Genomic DNA, 17,578 nt, shown 5'->3' with positions numbered 1-17,578 from the left:
TCTTCTTACGGTGTTTCTCAAAGCCATCTGTCAGGGATTGTTGGCGCATCGGTATCTCTGGTTTGTGGATATGCTGCTATTATCGCTCAAACGATGAATTAATCAGAGTTGCCTTAGAAATTCGATTAACTACTGTGCCGCATAGACGGTACGTATTTTTGAATGGCTTGTGTAGATATGTCCTTTACCCCCCAACTGTCTATCCTTCCTGAAGCACAGCTTAGTTTGTGGGATGAACTTGATGACGTTCCTGATAGTTTTACTCTCTATGGTGGGACTGCCATTGCCCTATATTTGGGACATCGAGAAAGTGTTGACTTTGATTTCTTTAGTACAGAGCCTTTTGAGCCGAATGAACTTTATAACTCGATTTCTTTTTTGCAAGGCAGTGAAATTCTACAAAGTGCTCCCAGTACGCTGACATGTCTTGTAGAGCGGGGTGGTTATGTGCAGGTATCATTCTTCGGATTACCAGCAATAAAATCGGTAAAATCACCACATCTTCTCGAATCACCGGCCATAAAAATTGCTTCCTTGGTGGATTTGGCTGGAATGAAAGCATCGGTGGTGCAGCAAAGAGCTGAATTAAAGGACTATGTTGATATTGCCGCTCTGATTGAACAAACAGATATCGATTTGCCGGCGGCGCTGTCGGCTGCTTCGAAGATATATGGAGCGGCCTTTAATCCGCAAAGCACATTGAAGGCTCTGGTCTTCTTTGAAGATGGTAATCTTCACAACTTGTCAGAGTCTGTTAAAAGCCAGCTTGTGCAAGCGGTTAAAACGGTTGATTTGGATAAGTTGCCAACCTTGTGAAATTGAACCATGAGATCATTGCCAATCAATGATGAGTACAAATCGATTGCCAGAAAAGTGATCTGGTTTGAACCACCAGAAAGCGCCCTGGCTGATCCGGTACGTTTTGTGGCGTATGCCATGACCTATGGCAGCCACGATACCATGAAAGCATTGCGTGAATATTATTCAGATGATGAGATGAGAGAGGTACTGCGCAGTGTGGCCCCAGGTATTATTGATGCCAGAAGTTGGTCGTACTGGCACCTGGTTTTTGACTGCTACCCGCCGCCGCCAATACCGCAGCGAATTCTCCGTTAAGACGCTAAAGCCACGAGGTTGCTGCGTTGCTGGCGGCTCCTCGAATGACGACCAAAGAAGTCACTCCTCAGTCTGCCACTTCTCCATAAACCCTTTTGCCCCTTCCTTGCCCAAATAGCGTTTTAAATAACGTGTGGGCATTTTGCGCAGGTCTACCAGAATCAGCCCGTCCAGTGAGTTGTTGAGCACTTTGTTGACCGAGAAGCAGACAAATTTGCCGTTCAGGGACAGGTAGTGGCGCAGCAGGGTGGGCAGGCCTTTGTCCGGGTCGCAGCGCCCCACCAGTTTGTTGAGGGCGGAGACGTGCTTGAGGGATTTCAGCATCGCCGGTGACCAGGGTTTGTTGGAGACTTTCAGCGGCACGATGGGGGTGACGTCTTCCATGTATTCCTGATCGGCGGGGAAGGCACTGACCATGCTGTCGGCGATCAGGGCGCGGGCGAAGTTGGAATACTCCCGGGAGATGCACACGCCGCCAAACAGGGTGTGGAATTGGGGATTTCTCGCTACGTAAGCACCGATGCCGCGCCACAGCAGGTCCAGCACCATGGGGTGTCGCTGGTAGTCCGGGCACACGAAGGAGCGGCCCATTTCCAGGGAGCAACCCACTTTGTCCAGATAGGCGCGGTCGAAATCGAACAGAGTGCGGGCGTACAGGGCGTCCATGCCGTGTTGGTCGGCGATGGCGTGGGGGTGGCCGATGCGGTAGCCGCCGGCAATGCAGTGTTGGTTTTTGTCCCAGACAAACAGGTGCAGATAGTTGGGATCGAAGCGGTCGGTGTCGAGAGCGTTGCCAGTGCCTTCGCCCGCTTCGCGAAAGGCCACTTCACGGGCGATGCCGATTTCGGTCATAACCGGGCCCAGGCGGTCGTAGGGCACGCAGTACACATCGAACGGGTCGTTTTCAATCAAACGAAATTCGCTGAGGTTTTGCAGGTGCTCCTGGGCTTCGCCCGGGGGCTCGGGAATTTCTTCAAAGCCCATGTTGGACGGGGTTTGGCAGCGCTCGTATTGCAGATTGAGAAAATCTGTGGCCAGCCGCAAGTAGTCGGTGATGGCGCGGCCATTTTCCAGGTGGCGCAACTCTGCCGGAGTGATGGGCTCGCCGATGGTCAGTGACAAAGTGCTGTTTTGCTTGTTGGTCAGCTCACGGGGCAGCATGACGGTGCGCAGTTTGGGGTGGATCAGCCCAAGAGAGTAAAACAGTTTGCTGTTGTAGCCGCCCACGTGAATGGGCAGGCAGGTGGCGCCGGTGCGTTGCAGCAACTGCCCTGCCAAGCGATTCCAGGGGCGGTCTTCAATACGGCGGTTGCGCACGTTGATGGCGGATACCTTGCCCGCCGGGAACATCAGCAGTGCGCCGCCTGTTTCCAGGTGTTTGGTGACGGTGCGCACGCCGCGCAGATTCTCTTTGGTGGCGTTGGTAGACAACACATTGACGCCCACAAAGATGGATTGAAACTCGGGAATGCGGGTCAGCAGTTCGTTGGTGAGTACCTTGATATCCGGGCGGATGGTCATCAGCAGTTTGGTGATGGCAATACCTTCCAGGCCACCGAGTGGGTGGTTGGCCACAATCAACAGGGGGCCGGTGCGGGGAATTTGATCCAGCTTGCTTTCGCCGCCGGGGGTGTGCAGGCGAATGCCCAGGTAATCGAGGGCAAAATCCAGAAATTCTTCGGTATTGGCGTTTTCCGGGCGCTGCTCGTAGCAGGCCGCCAAGTGGTGCAGGCCGAGAATGCGCTCTACTGCCGCCGCCATGGGGCGGTTTTTCAGGGTGACACGAAATGGATTTGCGGTTGCCATAACTTTATCCTGAGTAGCTTTATCCTGAATGATTCTGTCCTGCATAGTCGCGTAGGGCGGATTAGCGTAGCGTAATCCGCCGATTGTCTTGATCGTTCAATCGGTGTCCGGGTATTGTTTCACCAGGGCGCTTTCCTCTCGCCAAGCGTGCCACAGGGCCAAAACCCCCGGGGTTTTAACGCCGCGCCGACGGTTTTTGGCGCCGATACGAAACAGGGTGCCGTACTGGAACAGCAGGGCACTCCAGGCATCCCGCAGCTTCGCGCCACTGTCCCAGATATGCAGTGGCTCCGAGTTGGCACCGTTGATTTCCACAATTTCCAGGCCCTCGCCACGGCTCAGGCTGTCGATGTCGGGAAATTTAACATCCAGCCGGCCGTAATAAAAATCGGGCAAGCCAGCGAGGATATCGTCCAATGTTTGCCGTAATGTGTCAGTGATAAATTCGCTGCCATCGCGAAACACCGCGCCTTTGCAGTGGCTGGCAGAAAATATCAACCGGTAGTGTTCACCGGCTGGAATCACCGAGTTCAACATATCCCGGTGGCGGTCTTCATACAGGTGTTGCAGCAGGCTGATGCGCGGGTCTTTGGCCATCAGCTGCGCCAGTGTGCTGTGGCCGTCACCGGTGACGTAGGGGTTGTATTTGAGCGCCAGGGAGATAATTTCTCCGCGATCGCTATCCGGGTGGCGAATGTAGAACACTCCCGCTTCCGGTTCACAGCTGGCCAGCTTTTGCACCATAAAGGTGCTGCCTTTGGGGTAGCTGCTGAGGTAATCCGACAGTTCTTGCTCTGTTTCCAGCAGGCACACTCCGGCACCGCGGCAGCCCAGGTCCGGCTTGCCCACCAGCGGCAGGTGCAGTTGCTTTGCTTTAAGCTGCCTGTGAATGCTCGCCAGGTCGTCCGCAACGTTATCCCCTACTGTGTGTGTGATAAACGGCAGAATGTACTCCTGGCTGGCGGCATTGGCGGACGCCATCAGATCACTTTTTGAAAAACCCACCATGCCAGACAGCCTGACATTGGGGTTGGCAATCAGCGGCAGCGACAGGGAGCGATAGCGCAGTGCCAGCCCCAGCCACTGAAACACCACCGGCAGGTACACCAACCAGGTGGGCCAGAATTCAAAGTGCGACACCACCTTACCGGTGTGCTCAAGTTGAGGCATTCCGGGTGTGCTGTAGCTGTTTTGGGGGGCGGCAGATGTGTTGCTCATGAGGCCAGTGCGCAGGGAGTGGTGTCGAGCGCCTGATCATTGGCTTGTGGCGCTACTCTTTGCAGCGTCAGGGGCGCACTCAGGGGTGCCTGGCAGGGGCTGCCATCTGCATAGCGGATAGATACCTGATCTGCGCTCACTTCCACCACGCACTGACTCACGGTTTTGGCGTCATCCCGGTGCATGCAGGGGGCATAGGCCGGAGAGGGAGGTGGCAGATGGGCCGAGGCCTCGTCGTCGTGGCAGTCGTGAAAGGCCAGTAATTGTTGCAGGTTTTGCGGTGCACTGCGCAGGAACAGCTCGCGGCGGTATTCGCACACTTCCCGGGTGCGGTAGGACGAGGACGTGAGCGGAATTTCCGGCAGATGGCGGGTCAGCTCAAGGGCGTCCCAGCGGTATTGCACGGGCTTTCGGTTGGCTTCCAGCAGTACCAGGTCGAAACCGCGATAGTGGCGGGTGTCCAGTTGTTGAATAATCGCCTCTGCCTCGGCGATGGTGCGGCAGCCGATGAGCATCAGCACAATTTCGCCGCGGCTGTGTACATCGCTGCTGGGGGCGCGGTCGGCGGCGTAGTAGTTGAGCAGGCAGGCGGTCAGACCGTGCTCGTTAACCTGTAGCCAGCTGCCTCCGGCATCGGTGTCGGTGGGGGACAGGTAGCGGCTGCCATCGTCAGTGGTTTTCAGTGCCGGGGGCAGGGCGCGCTGACGGCTGTTGAGCTCGTCGCGGTTAAAGACCAGGCTGTAACTGTCCTGGTGCTGTATCCAGCTCAGCGTGCACATGCCTGTTCACTCCGGTGTTTCAGGGTAGAGGGGGCAAAGCCAAAATCACTGCTAACGGTTTTGTCTTGCAAGCGCATGATCAGAGCCATCAATGAATGGTGGTGGGTGGTGTGGCCATGGAGAAACACCAGTTCACGGCCCAGGGTGGAATCCTGGGGCTGGGGGTTGGTGTCCACACTGACATTGATGATGGCTTTTACCGGGGTGTCTGTGTCCGGCAGTTGCTTGAGGCCGTCGATAATACGGCCAATGGTGGCTTTGGCGTGGTCGCGACAGGTTTCGATTTCAGGGTCGCGATTGCGGTTGTCGTAGTTCATCTCGCCGCTTTCCATACCGGCCAGCAACATCAGGTAATGGTCCAGTATATGACGTGTATGGGCACCCAGGGAGGAGCTGTAATAAGGCTCGCGGGTGGCGGTGTAAGTTTGGTCGTCCAGGTCACTAATGATCGTGCGCAGGCTGTGCAGGATCAGAATGTTTTGATCAACCAGTAGGTCTTGTTGTTGATTCTTCAGCAAAATAACTCACATTGGCAGGCGATGCCCGCAGTTTTATTCCGGGTATTAAGGCTGTTCGACTCACGGCCGTGCAAATAATTCCATGGCAAAAAATGGCGCACATTATACCTGTTGGCACTTTCAGGTGCGACCGGGGGATTTGCCACCGCGCAATAGTACACTGTAAAGAAATGGCAACGTTTGACGGAGGTCATAATGAACAGAAGGCCGATGTGCGTTTTGGGGTTAAAGAAAAAATTGCATTTAAGGGTTGATCTTTGATTTTTTATTGATAATAATTCTCATTATCAATATTGAGGAGGCCGACCATGGATACCCATTCAGCAAATTCCCAAGCCCGAGAGCTGCAAATTAAAAGTAATATCGTGTCCAGTGACGACTTGTTGGGCAATTCTGTGGTGATCATGATTCGCCACGGTGGTCACTTCTACCAGTTGCGCAGAACCAAGCAGAATAAATTGATTTTGACCAAGTAAGTTCATTTCCTTCAAACAGCCACCGCACACACCAGTGAGGCAGCCATTAAAACCCACCGAGAGGAGGTTTTTATGGGTTGTTCAATCCGTGTGGCGGCTACCTGGCCCGCCTTTGTTTCTACAGCGCTCTCTACTGCTGTGTTTGCCACTGCAGTTCAGGCCGCAGATACCAATTCTGACAATAAGGCCACTCTTTATGAGGAGGTTGTAACCACTGCCACTCGCTTGAGCCGGAGCGCTTCCGATGTTGCCGGAACCATCTCGGTGTTTTCCAGAGAAGATATCGAACGGGAACTGGTGGCAGAGCTGGCGGATGTGGTGCGTTATCAGCCGGGGGTATCTGTTGCCAATTCCCAGCGCGGCGGCAATCAGGGTTTTGTGATTCGCGGTATTGGCGGGGTGCGGGTACTCAACCTGGTGGACGGCATTCGCAGTGTCGATAATTATTTTTCCAATGGCCGCGATCTGTTTGAAACCGATGATCTTGCCTCGGTAGAGATTATCCGCGGGCCAGCGTCTGCGCTCTATGGCGCCGATGCCCTGGGCGGTGTTGTACTGCTTAACACCAAAGATCCGCAAGCCTACCTGAACTCGGATAAAAACCATTACTTTGCGGCCAATTTTTCCAGCGACCAGGCCCGGGATGAGGGCAAGGCCGGTCTGGTGGGTGCTGTGCAGGGGAGCTGGGGTTCCGGGCTGTTGCAGTACACCCGGCGTCAATTCTCAGAGCGTGAACTGAACAGCAGCGCCCGTTTTGACCCTTTGGATGGTGTCAGCGATAACCTGTTGGCGAAATGGTCTCTGCCGGTGGGTGACAACCACAATGTGGTACTGGCTTTGGACAGTTTTCGCGAGCGCAGTGACTTTGAGCTGGATTCTCAGGAAGTCAGAAGTGTTACCGAAGCCACTGGCCGTGACCGCAAACAGCGCAATCGTCTCAGTGTGGCTCACAACTGGGTGCTGGAAAGCGCCTTGGCAGACAGCCTGGGTAGCCTTTTTTACTGGCAGGACAGCGATGGTCTGCAAAGCACCCGCCAGCGCCGTACCGGTTTTTCATTCGCCTCGGCACCCACCGGTACCCCTGTGTTGCGCGTCAGCGATTTTGAATTCAACCAGCAGGTGCAGGGACTCGACCTGGTGGCTCGCAAAGGCTTTGAACAGGGCAATATTCAGCACAGGATTGTGTACGGTTTTAGCTACGAAACACTGGATACCGAACGCCCCCGCAATCGCACCGAAACCAGCCTCGCCACAGGCGAGCAAACGGCGGATATTGTTGCTTTTCCGTTCGCGTCAGCAGAGAGCTTCCCCAACAAAACCTTCCCGGATACCGAGTCCACCCGTTGGGGGCTGTACGGCCAAAATGAAATAGTTTTTGGCGACAGCGGCCTTACCCTGATTCCGGCGTTGCGCTATGACGCTCACAAACTGACCGCCGACAGCCGTGGGGTAATTGATACCAGCGCCCTGGGTGGTCGTCTGGCGCCACTGGATGAAAGTGAGCTGTCCCTTGGCCTGGGTGCTCTATATGCCTTCAACGATCGCCTCACCCTGTCTGTGCAGTATGCGGAGGGTTTTCGCCCGCCCAATTACAGCGACGCCAACCAGTCGTTTGTCAATCGCGCTTTTGGTTACGCGGTGATTCCCAATCCCGATCTGCAACCGGAGACCAGCAAGGGCGTCGAGGTAGGTCTGAAAGCCCGCTTTGACCGGGGTTTTGTGGATGTCGCCCTTTACCAGAACGACTATCGAAATTTTATTGATTCCGGCTTTTTGCGGGTAGACCAGGGTATTCGGGTTTTTCAGAACCGCAATATTGATTCTGTGGAGATTCGCGGTGCTGAGCTCAGTGGCCAGTGGCACCTGGCGGACAACTGGTTATTGCGCGGCAGCCTGGCCTACGCCCAGGGCGACAACCACACCGAGGCCGCCCCTCTGGATTCTGTTGATCCACTCAATGGAGTGCTGGGTCTGGCCTACGCCGAACCTGCCGGATTGTGGGGTTTGGAAGTCCGTGTCAGCGCAGCCAGTCGCCAGAAGCGTCTGGCGGATGATGGCAATACAACGGGGTCGGGCTATGGCTCGGTGGATCTGATTGGCCACTACCAGCTCACTGAAAACACATTGCTGCGCATCGGTGCTTTCAACCTGTTCGACAAGGCCTACGCCCAGTGGAATGACCTGCGTGGGGTTGATGCCGGAGATGCTGCCGCCATCGCACTGGCCCAGCAAAGTGGCCGCCAGCTGCGCGCCAGTGTACGAGTGGAATTTTAAACTTGAGGAGAAGGAAAAGTGACACAGCCAGCCAGACAAAAACCTGAAATGGATCAATTGCAGCAGCGCTACAACCTGCTGAAGCAGGAACAGCCACAACTGCGCCCCCGAGATGTCGCTGCGCTACTGCAAGTATCAGAGGCGGAACTGTTGGCCTGCCGTGCAGATATCAACGCGGTGCGCCTCAGCGAAGACTGGCCCGCTATTCTGTCGGACGTGGGTGAGCTGGGCGATGTAATGGCGCTGACGCGCAATCAATACTGCGTGCACGAACGCCACGGGGTGTACCACAACCTGTCTTTTTTTGGCCGCGACAATGGCGGGCAAGGAAAAGCCGGAATGGGCATGGCACTCAATCCGGATATTGATCTGCGCCTGTTTCTCAGTCGTTGGTGTCTGGGCTTTGCGGTGGCAGAGCCCATGGAGCGTGGGGAACGCCACAGCTTGCAGTTTTTTGACGCTCAGGGTGTGGCGATCCACAAAATCTATATGACCGCTGCCAGCGACCTGGCGGCCTATCATCGTCTGGTGGCGCGCCACCGGACAGAGAGGCCGCTGTGGTCTGGTGCGGCACCGACAAAGCCAGCAATCAAGGCCAAACCAGCAGCGGCGGTGGATATTTCCGCGCTGGAGCAGGACTGGCGCGCACTGACCGATGTGCACCAGTTCTTTCCCATGCTGCGCAAGCACAAGGTGGAGCGCCTGACGGCGTTGCAACTAATGCCGGTGGACTTGGCCAACCAGGTGCCGTTGGGAACTGTGCAGGTGGCTTTGCAGCAGGCGGCCTGTAAGAGCTGCGATATTATGGTGTTTGTCGGCAATCAGGGGTGCGTGCAAATACACACCGGTGCGGTAAACAATCTGCGTCAGGTGGGACCCTGGTTCAACGTATTGGACGAGCGTTTTAACCTGCACCTGGATGCCGGCGGTATCGAGCAGTGTTGGGTCACGCGCAAGCCTGGCAAAGACGGCGTGGTGACCGCCATCGAAGCCTACGATGCCCAGGGTGAATTGGTCGTGCAGTTGTTCGGCAGAAGGCGTGAGGGCGAACCAGAACAGGGGTTGTGGCGGGATATTGTGGTGGCCTGCGAATGCGCTCTCAGCCCCGAGGGGGATGTCAGTTGCGCCAGTTAATCGCCATTTACGCACTGCTCAGTGGCCTGCTGATTGCGATACCCCCGGCATTTGCCGACTGCCCTGGGCGGGTGGTCAGTGTGGGCGGTGATGTCACTGAAATTATCTACGCCCTGGGGCGGCAGCATTGTCTGGTGGCTACAGATACCACCAGTGTTTATCCCGCCGAGGCAGATAAGCTGCCCAAAGTGGGTTACCTGCGCGCCTTGTCTGCCGAGGGCATTGCCAGCCTTAAACCGGATTTGCTGATTGCCAGTGACAGCGCTGGCCCGGCTACGCTGTGGCCCCAGTTGCAGGCAGCGGGTATTGAGGTTACCCGGGTCACGGCAGAGACCTCACTGTCGGCGGTGGAGCAAAAAATTCAACAGGTAGCCGCTGCCTTTGGTATTCCCCGGCGGGGTGAACAGCTGGCAAGGTCGTTTCGCAAAGGGTTGCAGGAAAGCGGTGTTATGGAGGCTGTGTCTGCCGTACCGGATGCGCCACAGGTGCTGTTTATTCTCGGTCATGGGGGTGGCACGCCCATGGTGGCGGGCGAGGGTACTTCCGCAGCAACCATTATTGAGCTGGCCGGTGGCCGCAATCTGTTTTCTGACTTTTCCGGTTACAAAGCCATGACCGCCGAAGCGGTGGTACAGGCCAACCCGGATATTATTGTGGTGACAACCCAGGGTCGGAAGCAGTTGGGGGGTACGCAAGGTGTATTAAAACTCCCAGGTATTCAACTGACCGCTGCGGGTAAAAGCCGCCGTGTACTGGATTACGATGCACTGCTGCTATTGGGGTTTGGCCTGCGCACAGCGGATGTTCTGCGACAGATAAAAGTGGACTTTGAGGAGAGTACAGCCGGTGAATAGCGGCTTCGGTATGCAGTTGTTTGCAGCGTTCAAACGAATGCCTGCTTATGGCCTGGCCAGTGGCTTGTTGCTGTTGGCCGCATTGTTGGCGTTGTTGAATGGCTCCATGTCACTGCCATGGCAGGTGTTGTTCGATCGTCAAAGTTTTGCCATGGAGCAGGCGGTGCTCTGGCACATTCGTTTGCCCAGAGTGGTGTTGGCGATATTGGTTGGCGGCAGCCTGGCCTACGCCGGTGCCGCTATCCAGGGATTGTTTCGCAACCCGTTGGCAGAACCGGGGTTGATTGGTGTGGCCAGTGGCAGTGCACTGGCCGTGGGCCTGTATATTGTTTTCCTGGATGGTGTGTTGAGCGGCTATTGGGCGCTTTATGGCCTTAATCTGTTTGCCTTTGCCGGAGGCTGCATTGCCAGTTTTCTGGTGCTTAAAGTGGTGCGCCACTGGGCCGCCGGGTCGGTGACCGTGTTGCTACTGGTGGGACTGGCCTTTAATGCCATCACCATGTCTGGAAATGGGTTACTCACCTTTATCAGCGATGATCAACAACTGCGTACCATGACTTTCTGGACCATGGGCAGCCTGGGGCGGGCAGAGTGGGGCTCGGTGATTGCCAGTGCCACCTTGATGGTTCCGGCGTTGTTCTGGCTGCGCCGCTATGGGGCGGCCCTCAATCTGATGCAACTGGGTGAGCGGGAAACGGAATACAGTGGTTTTGACGTGCGCCGTATCCAGCGTCAGGTGATATTGGCGAGTGCGGTTTTGGTGGGTGCTGCCGTTGCTGCGGCGGGCATTGTCGGTTTTGTGGGTTTGATTGTGCCCCACCTTGTGCGCCTGGTTTGGGGGGCGAACCACCGCACGTTGTTGCCACTGTCTTTTTTATTGGGAGGCGCATTGTTGGCGCTGGCGGACACTGGTGCCCGCACCTTGATATCCCCGGCGGAACTGCCGGTGGGAATAGTCACCAGCTTGCTCGGTGGGCCATTTTTTCTGTGGCTGCTGATTTCCCAATTTCGCAAAAACCGTTTATGACAGGAAGTAATAATATGATTGCATTACAGGATGTGGGTGTTTCCGTTGGCAGCAAACAGTTGCTGGCTTCGGTGTCGGCGGCACTGCCGGAAAAATCTTTGACCGCCATTATTGGCCCCAATGGTGCGGGCAAAAGTACCTTGCTCAATGTAATGGCTGGGGGCATCGCAACCAGCAGTGGCAGTGTCGCTTTCGACGGTTTTCGGCTTGCCAACATGCGCCGCTTTGAACTGGCCCAGCGCCGCGCGGTGTTGTCGCAAAATCTGGAATTGCCGTTCCCGCTCAAGGTGGAAGAAGTGGTGGCCCTGGGGCGTGCGCTACAAGCGGATACATCGGCCCGGCAGCAAAGAATTGTCGCTGAGGCTCTTACCCGGGCGCGAGCCAGCGAACTGGCTGGACGGATTTTTAGCACTCTGTCTGGCGGTGAGCGCCAACGGGTGCATTTTGCCCGTGTACTGGCGCAATTGTGGGAACCGATTGAGCGAGGGGAGCCCGCGACCTTGTTGTTGGATGAGCCCACCAGTGCTATGGATATGCATCACCAGCATCTGCTTTTGGAGCAGTTACAGAAATTGGCGCGCAATGGTTTGACGGTGTGCTGTGTGATGCACGATCTCAATCTGGCAGCGCTGTTTGCCGATTGCGTATGGGCGCTGAAAAAGGGCCGCCTGCACGCCAGTGGGCCAACGGCGGAGGTATTTGATGGCCCCCTGTTGAGCGACATCTACGACATGCCACTGGTGACCATCGATCACCCGCAGCGGGCCACTCAGGTGGTGGTGGCTTATGCCTTGACCGGGTGACGGTTTACTGCCCCAGCAAAAACTCCATCAGCGCTTTTTGGGCGTGCAGGCGATTTTCGGCTTCGTCCCACACCACAGAAATGCGCTCATCTTCAAGCAGCTCGCTGGACACCTCCAATTCCCGGTAAGCGGGCAGGCAGTGCATAAACAGGGCGTCGCTGGCGGCCAGTGACATCAGCTCGTGATTTACCATATAACCCGCAAACGCCTGTTCGCGGGCTTTTTTCTCGTCTTCCTGGCCCATGGAGGCCCAGGTGTCGGTAACCACCAGATCGGCTCCGGCCACGGCCTGCTTGGGGTCGCGGGTCAGTTGAATGCGTGTGGCGTGTTTTTTCAGCAACTCGCCGCTTGGCTCATACCCTTCCGGGCAGGCGATATTGAGCTGGAAATCCAGCAGGTCGGCGGCGTTGATATAAGACTGACACATATTGTTGCCGTCACCCACCCAGGCCACGGTTTTACCTTGCAGGGAGCCGCGTTTCTCGGTGTAGGTCTGGATGTCCGCCAGCAGCTGGCAGGGGTGGTAGTCGTCGGTCAATGCGTTGATCACCGGCACTTGCGAGTACTGGGCAAAGCGCTCCACTTTGGCGTGCTCAAAGGTGCGGATCATCACGATATCGGTCATGCGGGAAATCACCCGGGCGGAATCCTCAATGGGCTCGCCGCGCCCCAGTTGGGTGTCGTTGGGGGACAGGAACAGTGCACTGCCTCCCAATTGCGCCATACCCGCCTCGAAGGAAACCCGGGTGCGGGTGGAGGATTTTTCAAAAATCATTGCCAGCACTTTTCCTTTTAGGGGAAGGTCTTTTAATGGAAGGTCAGCAATGCCGGCGCGATGTTGTGCTTTCAGCTCAATGGCGCGCTGGATAATCTGTTGCAGCTCATCCCCGCTCAGGTCTTGCAGGGTCAGGAAATGACGGGGTTTGGCGGTGAGGCTCATGGGGAAAACTCCTCAATCAGGGTAACCAGGGTGTCCACCAGTAAACCGGCTTCGTTGTCGGTCAGGTTCAGTGGTGGCAGCAGGCGTACGACTCGCTCGGCGGTGACGGTAATCAGCAGTCCTTTGGCACTGGCAGCGGCCATCAGTTGGGAGCAGGTGTGCGCCAGCTCAATGCCGATCATCAAACCCTTGCCCCGTACCTCGACAAAGTGGGGGCAGTTGACCAGGCGGCTGCGCAGCTGTTGTTGCAGCTGCTCCCCCAGCCGGGCGGCGCGTTCTGTCAGTTTGTCTTTTTCCAGAGTATCTACAACCGCCAGCCCCACCCGACAGGCCAGCGGATTGCCGCCAAAAGTGGAGCCGTGGCTGCCCGGCTGCATCAGTTCAGAGGCTTTGCCAGAGGCCATGCAAACGCCGATGGGTACGCCGTTGCCCAGGCCTTTGGCGGTGGTCAGCACGTCCGGCAGAATCCCCGTGTGCTGGTAGGCAAAATACTTGCCGGTACGACCGTTGCCGGTTTGAATTTCATCCAGCATCAGCAGTAAATCGTGGTTGTCGCAAATGGCGCGCAATTGCTTCAGGTAGTCGTCACCAGGGGTGTGGATGCCGCCTTCCCCCTGAATTGGCTCCATCAGTACCGCAACGATGTTTGGGTTGCTTTTGGCCACCGCCTCCACTGCCTCGGCATCCCCAAACGGTACACGCACAAACCCTTCCAGGCAGGGCGCAAAGCCCTGTTGCACTTTGGGGTTGCCGGTAGCGGTGAGGGTGGCCATGGTACGGCCGTGGAAGGCGTTTTCCATTACCACAATGGTGGGCACAGCAATGCCTTTGTTGTTGCCGTGCAGCCGCGCCAGTTTGATGGCGGCTTCGTTGGCTTCGGCACCGGAGTTGGCAAAAAACATATTGTTCATGCCGGACAGGGCGCGCAGTTTTTCCGCCAGTTGCTCCTGGGGTTGCAGGTTGTAAAGGTTGGAGGCGTGCACCAGGGTGGCCGCCTGTTCCGTCAGCGCGGCGGTGACTGCCGGGTGCGCATGGCCCAGGCCGCACACGGCAATTCCGGAGATGGCATCCAGATATTTGTTGCCCTGGTCGTCCCACAGCCAGCTGCCGCTGCCTTTGGTGATGGTGATGGCGCGGGTGCCATAGTTGTTCATTAACGCATTGCTCGCCACGCTGTACTCCTGTGGGCGGGAAAACCGCACATCATATAACAGTGCGACAAGGGGTGGAATGGCGAATTCGAAGCGGAAATACTCCGGGCTCCTGGAAATATTTTTTGAGTTCACTGCATCCGGTAAAATTAGCTTGCGGTACTATTGGGAATACTCCTGAAAAACTTGTGGTTTTTCGCACTTGCCTAATGGAGTAGAATCGGCGGCCTTCCAGCTCACTCAATACGAGGCTCTAAGCCCGAGGTAAATAAACCCATGGAAATTATGGATACCATCCGCGATCAGGTCGAAAGCAACGACGTGATTCTGTATATGAAAGGCTCCCCCAACCAGCCCCAGTGCGGTTTTTCTTCGCGCACGGTGCAGGCATTGATGGCCTGTGGCCAGCGCTTTGCCTATGTGGATGTGCTGTCCAACCCGGAGATTCGCGCCAATCTGCCGAAGTACGCCAACTGGCCGACGTTCCCGCAGCTGTGGGTAAAAGGGGAGCTGATCGGCGGTTGCGATATTGTCGTCGAGATGTACGAGAAGGGTGAGCTGAAGGAACTGGTGACAGAAGCCACGGCCAGCAATGAGGGTGATGTAGAGGCTTAAGCTGCAGTGACCTTCAATCAACTACTCCGTATTCAGGAGATTGCTTCGCTGCGCTCGCAATGACGAGGGTAAAAACAGCCCGTCATTGCGAGGAGAATTCTTGTAAAAGAAGGCGACGCGGCAATCTCGACCAAATTGGCAGAGGACTTTGTGAGTGCGGCGATAAACGGGTGGAGATTGCTTCGCTGCGCTCGCGATGACGGCAGGCAGCCTATTGCACTAATAGCATTAATTAATGAGATTTTATAAAAGGTTTGCGTAAAATTTATTACTTAAACCGAACATAACGTTGGCCTGGTCGGGCCAGCACATATTTAGTTTTTGATTCATCAATTTATCAAAGGAGAAGCAAATGGGCGTTTTAGTAGGCAAACAAGCACCGGACTTTACCGCAGCTGCCGTACTGGGCAATGGCGAAATTGTTGGTGATTACAACCTGGCAGAATCCATCAAGGGCAAGAAGGCGGTAATCTTCTTTTACCCACTGGATTTTACTTTCGTATGCCCCTCCGAGCTGATCGCCTTCGATCACCGCTACGAGGAATTCCAGAAGCGCGGCGTTGAAGTGATCGGTGTTTCCATCGACTCCCAGTTCAGCCACAACGCCTGGCGTAACACCGCCGTAAATGACGGTGGTATCGGCCCGGTAAAATACGCACTGGTGGCAGATGTAAAACACGAAATTTGTCAGGCTTACGATGTCGAAGCCGATGCAGGTGTTGCCTTCCGCGGTTCCTTCCTGATCGACGAAGACGGCGTGGTTCGCCACCAGGTAGTTAACGACCTGCCGCTGGGTCGCAACGTGGACGAAATGCTGCGTATGGTCGACGCCCTCAACTTCCACCAGGAGCACGGCGAAGTCTGCCCCGCTGGTTGGAGCGAAGGTGATGCCGGCATGACCGCCTCCGGCGAAGGCGTTGCCGCTTACCTGAGCGAGAATGCCGACAAGCTGTAAATCACGCGGCTTTCCGTATAAAAAACCGGGCCTTTTGCAGGGCCCGGTTTTTTTTCATTGGAAAAGGTATATAAGTAATTTATGCAATAGCGTTCGGGCGGTTAATGGATGATGTTCAGGTAGAGCCAGTTACCACAGAACTGCTCGACAGTATCAAATAACGAGGCCGCCACCGTCAAAGACGGCGTGTAGGGTGGATTAGCCGAAAGCGTAATCCACCAGCCGGGCGCCAACATCAGTCGCTGTAGTGCAGATGATTATCTTTACGGACAATGGTTGTTGATTTCAAAATTCCAGGGCTGAATGTTTTGCTTTTTACGGTATCCACCGTAACAAAATCCACATGGGCCCGCTCCCTGGTCAGCATCAGTTTGACGAACCCCCGGTGCAGGCAGTCGGTCCACAGTATTTCTTTGTTGTGCTGCGCCACCATCCGGTCCATTGTGCTGGCTGCTTCCGGGCCAAAGGGTTCAAAGTCGCCCCTTGAGGTAATGCCGGGGGCGCCCAGTTCCACGCCCATTGATTGCCCCTGGGCATCAAAAAGAGCGTTGGCCCAAAAACTGTGGCTGTCGCCGGTGAGTACCAGCATGTCGGAAACTCCCTGTTGTTGCGCCAGCTGATAAAGGCGTTCGCGAGCGGCGGGGTAGCCGTCCCAGGTGTCCAGAAATAGCGGTAATTCGTGGTCGCCCACATCCAGATAGTAGCTCAGACTCTTCAATGCTTTGGGCGACAGTTTTTCGGTGCCGGGGATTTTGCCGCGCATTTTGGGCAGGTGAGTACGGGCCATGGGAATCTGGTTGCCGATGAGCTTCCAAGGCTGTTGTTGCTCCACAGAGCGAGCCAGGCTGTCCGTAAAAAACTGCTCCATTTGTGGCGACAGCATATTGCGTTGTTGATCGCCGAGAACATTTTGCAAAAACTCATCCCGCTGCTGGCGGCTTTGGATATTTGGCAGGTGGTCTTTGTAATTGATTTGCTTGTCGCGGCCTGTGTGACGGGTTTCCAACGTGGTTAATGATGCCAGGTCGCCAAAGGAAAAGTGACGCCACAGCTGTTCCCGCTGCATTCCCGCAACCGGTTCCCGAATGGGCATCCACTCGTAGTAGGCACGCACCGAAGCCTCGCGTCTGTCAGCCCAGCTGCCTTCGCTATCGGGTTGGTGGTTTTGCGCGCCGTGCATGTATGGGTCGTTGGCGCTTTCATGGTCGTCCCATGTGGCGATTAAGGGATGGGATGCGTGCATCAGGCGCGAGCCACTGTCGGCTTTGTATTGGCCATGCCTGAGGCGATAGTCTTGCAGCGTGACAATTTCGTGAGACGGTATGTGCTCCCGTCCCAGCTCTTTGCCGCTTTTGGCGCTGGAGGTTTTTTCCGGGCCGTACTCGTAAATGTAATCTCCCAGATGAAGGACAAAATCCACATCCGGGTCAGCAGCAATCACTTCATAGGCGTTGAAATAACCGTAGGGGAAGTTTGAGCAGGATGCCACAGCCAGGGTCAGTTTGGCCAGCGAGCCGGTTGGCAGTGTGCGGGTACGGCCGGGTTCTGACATCACGCCATTACAGAGAAAGCGGTAGTAATAGGTGCTCCCGGGCTGCAGCTTTTGTACATCGACTTTTACGGTGTGGTCGCGGCTGGCGTCAGTTACCAGGTTGCCTCGCTGTATTACCCGCTGGAATCCGCTGTCACTGGCGACCTCCCAGGATACAACGGGCTTGCCTGGCGCGGACACTCTGGTCCAGATAATAACGCTGCTGTCAGTGGGGTCGCCACTGGCCACCCCGTGTGTAAACATGCCTCGCCGATCGGGTTCGGCCAGTGCTGCCATTACCTGGCTGCTCCACCCTGACAGGGCAACACCGGTGGTTGCTGCGGCACGTAGAAAGTGGCGTCTGGAGAAGGTGTGTTTCAT

The 17,578-nt window shown here is 55.9% G+C and carries 17 protein-coding genes; 10 read left to right on the top strand and 7 right to left on the bottom strand.

Annotated elements, in window-relative coordinates:
- Window positions 1-177: 177 nt before the first annotated feature.
- Together ACVBEJ_RS09385 and ACVBEJ_RS09380 are read left to right on the top strand one after the other, a co-directional pair.
- Complete coding sequence (locus ACVBEJ_RS09385; RefSeq protein ID WP_447129372.1) at window positions 178-816, top strand: nucleotidyl transferase AbiEii/AbiGii toxin family protein; 639 nt, start codon at window positions 178-180, stop codon at window positions 814-816.
- Window positions 817-825: 9 nt separating this feature from the next.
- Complete coding sequence (locus ACVBEJ_RS09380) at window positions 826-1,116, top strand: hypothetical protein (RefSeq protein ID WP_447129371.1); 291 nt, start codon at window positions 826-828, stop codon at window positions 1,114-1,116.
- Between the two features lie 60 nt (window positions 1,117-1,176).
- Here the strand turns inward: ACVBEJ_RS09380 and ACVBEJ_RS09375 are convergent, their stop codons facing one another.
- The 4 genes from ACVBEJ_RS09375 to ACVBEJ_RS09360 form a co-directional block, all read right to left on the bottom strand.
- Window positions 1,177-2,922, bottom strand: coding sequence for a lysophospholipid acyltransferase family protein (locus ACVBEJ_RS09375; RefSeq protein WP_447129370.1), 1,746 nt, complete (start codon window positions 2,920-2,922; stop codon window positions 1,177-1,179).
- A gap of 96 nt (window positions 2,923-3,018) precedes the next feature.
- Complete coding sequence (locus ACVBEJ_RS09370; protein WP_447129369.1) at window positions 3,019-4,140, bottom strand: D-alanine--D-alanine ligase; 1,122 nt, start codon at window positions 4,138-4,140, stop codon at window positions 3,019-3,021.
- Window positions 4,137-4,919, bottom strand: coding sequence for an NRDE family protein (locus ACVBEJ_RS09365; protein WP_447129368.1), 783 nt, complete (start codon window positions 4,917-4,919; stop codon window positions 4,137-4,139). Before ACVBEJ_RS09365 ends, ACVBEJ_RS09370 begins: the two co-directional genes overlap by 4 nt.
- Window positions 4,907-5,437, bottom strand: a complete 531-nt coding sequence (locus tag ACVBEJ_RS09360; RefSeq protein WP_447129367.1) for a DinB family protein — start codon at window positions 5,435-5,437, stop codon at window positions 4,907-4,909. The genes ACVBEJ_RS09365 and ACVBEJ_RS09360 overlap by 13 nt, the downstream gene beginning before the upstream one ends.
- A 308-nt stretch (window positions 5,438-5,745) precedes the next feature.
- Here ACVBEJ_RS09360 and ACVBEJ_RS09355 point away from each other — a divergent pair, with 308 nt between their 5' ends.
- From ACVBEJ_RS09355 to ACVBEJ_RS09330, 6 genes are all read left to right on the top strand, one after another.
- On the top strand, window positions 5,746-5,913 hold the full coding sequence (locus ACVBEJ_RS09355) for a hemin uptake protein HemP (protein WP_447129366.1): 168 nt from the start codon (window positions 5,746-5,748) through the stop codon (window positions 5,911-5,913).
- 72 nt (window positions 5,914-5,985) lie between these two features.
- Window positions 5,986-8,187, top strand: coding sequence for a TonB-dependent hemoglobin/transferrin/lactoferrin family receptor (locus ACVBEJ_RS09350; protein ID WP_447129365.1), 2,202 nt, complete (start codon window positions 5,986-5,988; stop codon window positions 8,185-8,187).
- A gap of 18 nt (window positions 8,188-8,205) precedes the next feature.
- Window positions 8,206-9,321 carry a hemin-degrading factor gene (locus tag ACVBEJ_RS09345; protein ID WP_447129364.1) on the top strand — a complete coding sequence of 372 codons (1,116 nt, stop codon included), beginning with the start codon at window positions 8,206-8,208 and terminating at the stop codon, window positions 9,319-9,321.
- On the top strand, window positions 9,309-10,175 hold the full coding sequence (locus tag ACVBEJ_RS09340) for a heme/hemin ABC transporter substrate-binding protein (RefSeq protein ID WP_447129363.1): 867 nt from the start codon (window positions 9,309-9,311) through the stop codon (window positions 10,173-10,175). The genes ACVBEJ_RS09345 and ACVBEJ_RS09340 overlap by 13 nt, the downstream gene beginning before the upstream one ends.
- Window positions 10,168-11,202, top strand: a complete 1,035-nt coding sequence (locus ACVBEJ_RS09335; RefSeq protein ID WP_447129362.1) for a FecCD family ABC transporter permease — start codon at window positions 10,168-10,170, stop codon at window positions 11,200-11,202. Before ACVBEJ_RS09340 ends, ACVBEJ_RS09335 begins: the two co-directional genes overlap by 8 nt.
- Before the next feature lie 14 nt (window positions 11,203-11,216).
- Complete coding sequence (locus tag ACVBEJ_RS09330) at window positions 11,217-12,005, top strand: heme ABC transporter ATP-binding protein (protein WP_447129361.1); 789 nt, start codon at window positions 11,217-11,219, stop codon at window positions 12,003-12,005.
- Window positions 12,006-12,009: 4 nt separating this feature from the next.
- On the opposite strand, the gene argF is transcribed toward ACVBEJ_RS09330, so the two are convergent.
- Entirely contained in the window at window positions 12,010-12,945 is a 936-nt protein-coding gene (gene argF, locus ACVBEJ_RS09325) for an ornithine carbamoyltransferase (RefSeq protein ID WP_447129360.1), read from the bottom strand.
- A complete protein-coding gene (locus ACVBEJ_RS09320) occupies window positions 12,942-14,117 on the bottom strand; it encodes an acetylornithine transaminase (RefSeq protein ID WP_447129359.1) in 1,176 nt (391 codons plus the stop codon). The genes argF and ACVBEJ_RS09320 overlap by 4 nt, the downstream gene beginning before the upstream one ends.
- A gap of 255 nt (window positions 14,118-14,372) precedes the next feature.
- Here ACVBEJ_RS09320 and grxD point away from each other — a divergent pair, with 255 nt between their 5' ends.
- Together grxD and ACVBEJ_RS09310 are read left to right on the top strand one after the other, a co-directional pair.
- Window positions 14,373-14,711 (top strand): Grx4 family monothiol glutaredoxin, encoded by a 339-nt coding sequence (gene grxD, locus ACVBEJ_RS09315; protein WP_447129358.1) that lies wholly within the window; start codon window positions 14,373-14,375, stop codon window positions 14,709-14,711.
- Window positions 14,712-15,063: 352 nt separating this feature from the next.
- On the top strand, window positions 15,064-15,666 hold the full coding sequence (locus ACVBEJ_RS09310; RefSeq protein ID WP_447129357.1) for a peroxiredoxin C: 603 nt from the start codon (window positions 15,064-15,066) through the stop codon (window positions 15,664-15,666).
- 235 nt (window positions 15,667-15,901) lie between these two features.
- Here ACVBEJ_RS09310 and ACVBEJ_RS09305 read toward each other — a convergent pair whose 3' ends face one another.
- Window positions 15,902-17,578, bottom strand: coding sequence for an alkaline phosphatase D family protein (locus ACVBEJ_RS09305; RefSeq protein WP_447129356.1), 1,677 nt, complete (start codon window positions 17,576-17,578; stop codon window positions 15,902-15,904).

The organism is Porticoccus sp. GXU_MW_L64 (genome assembly GCF_052983295.1).
The sequence above is the reverse complement of the archived record's forward strand: the minus strand, read 5'-3'. Positions and strand labels throughout refer to the sequence as shown.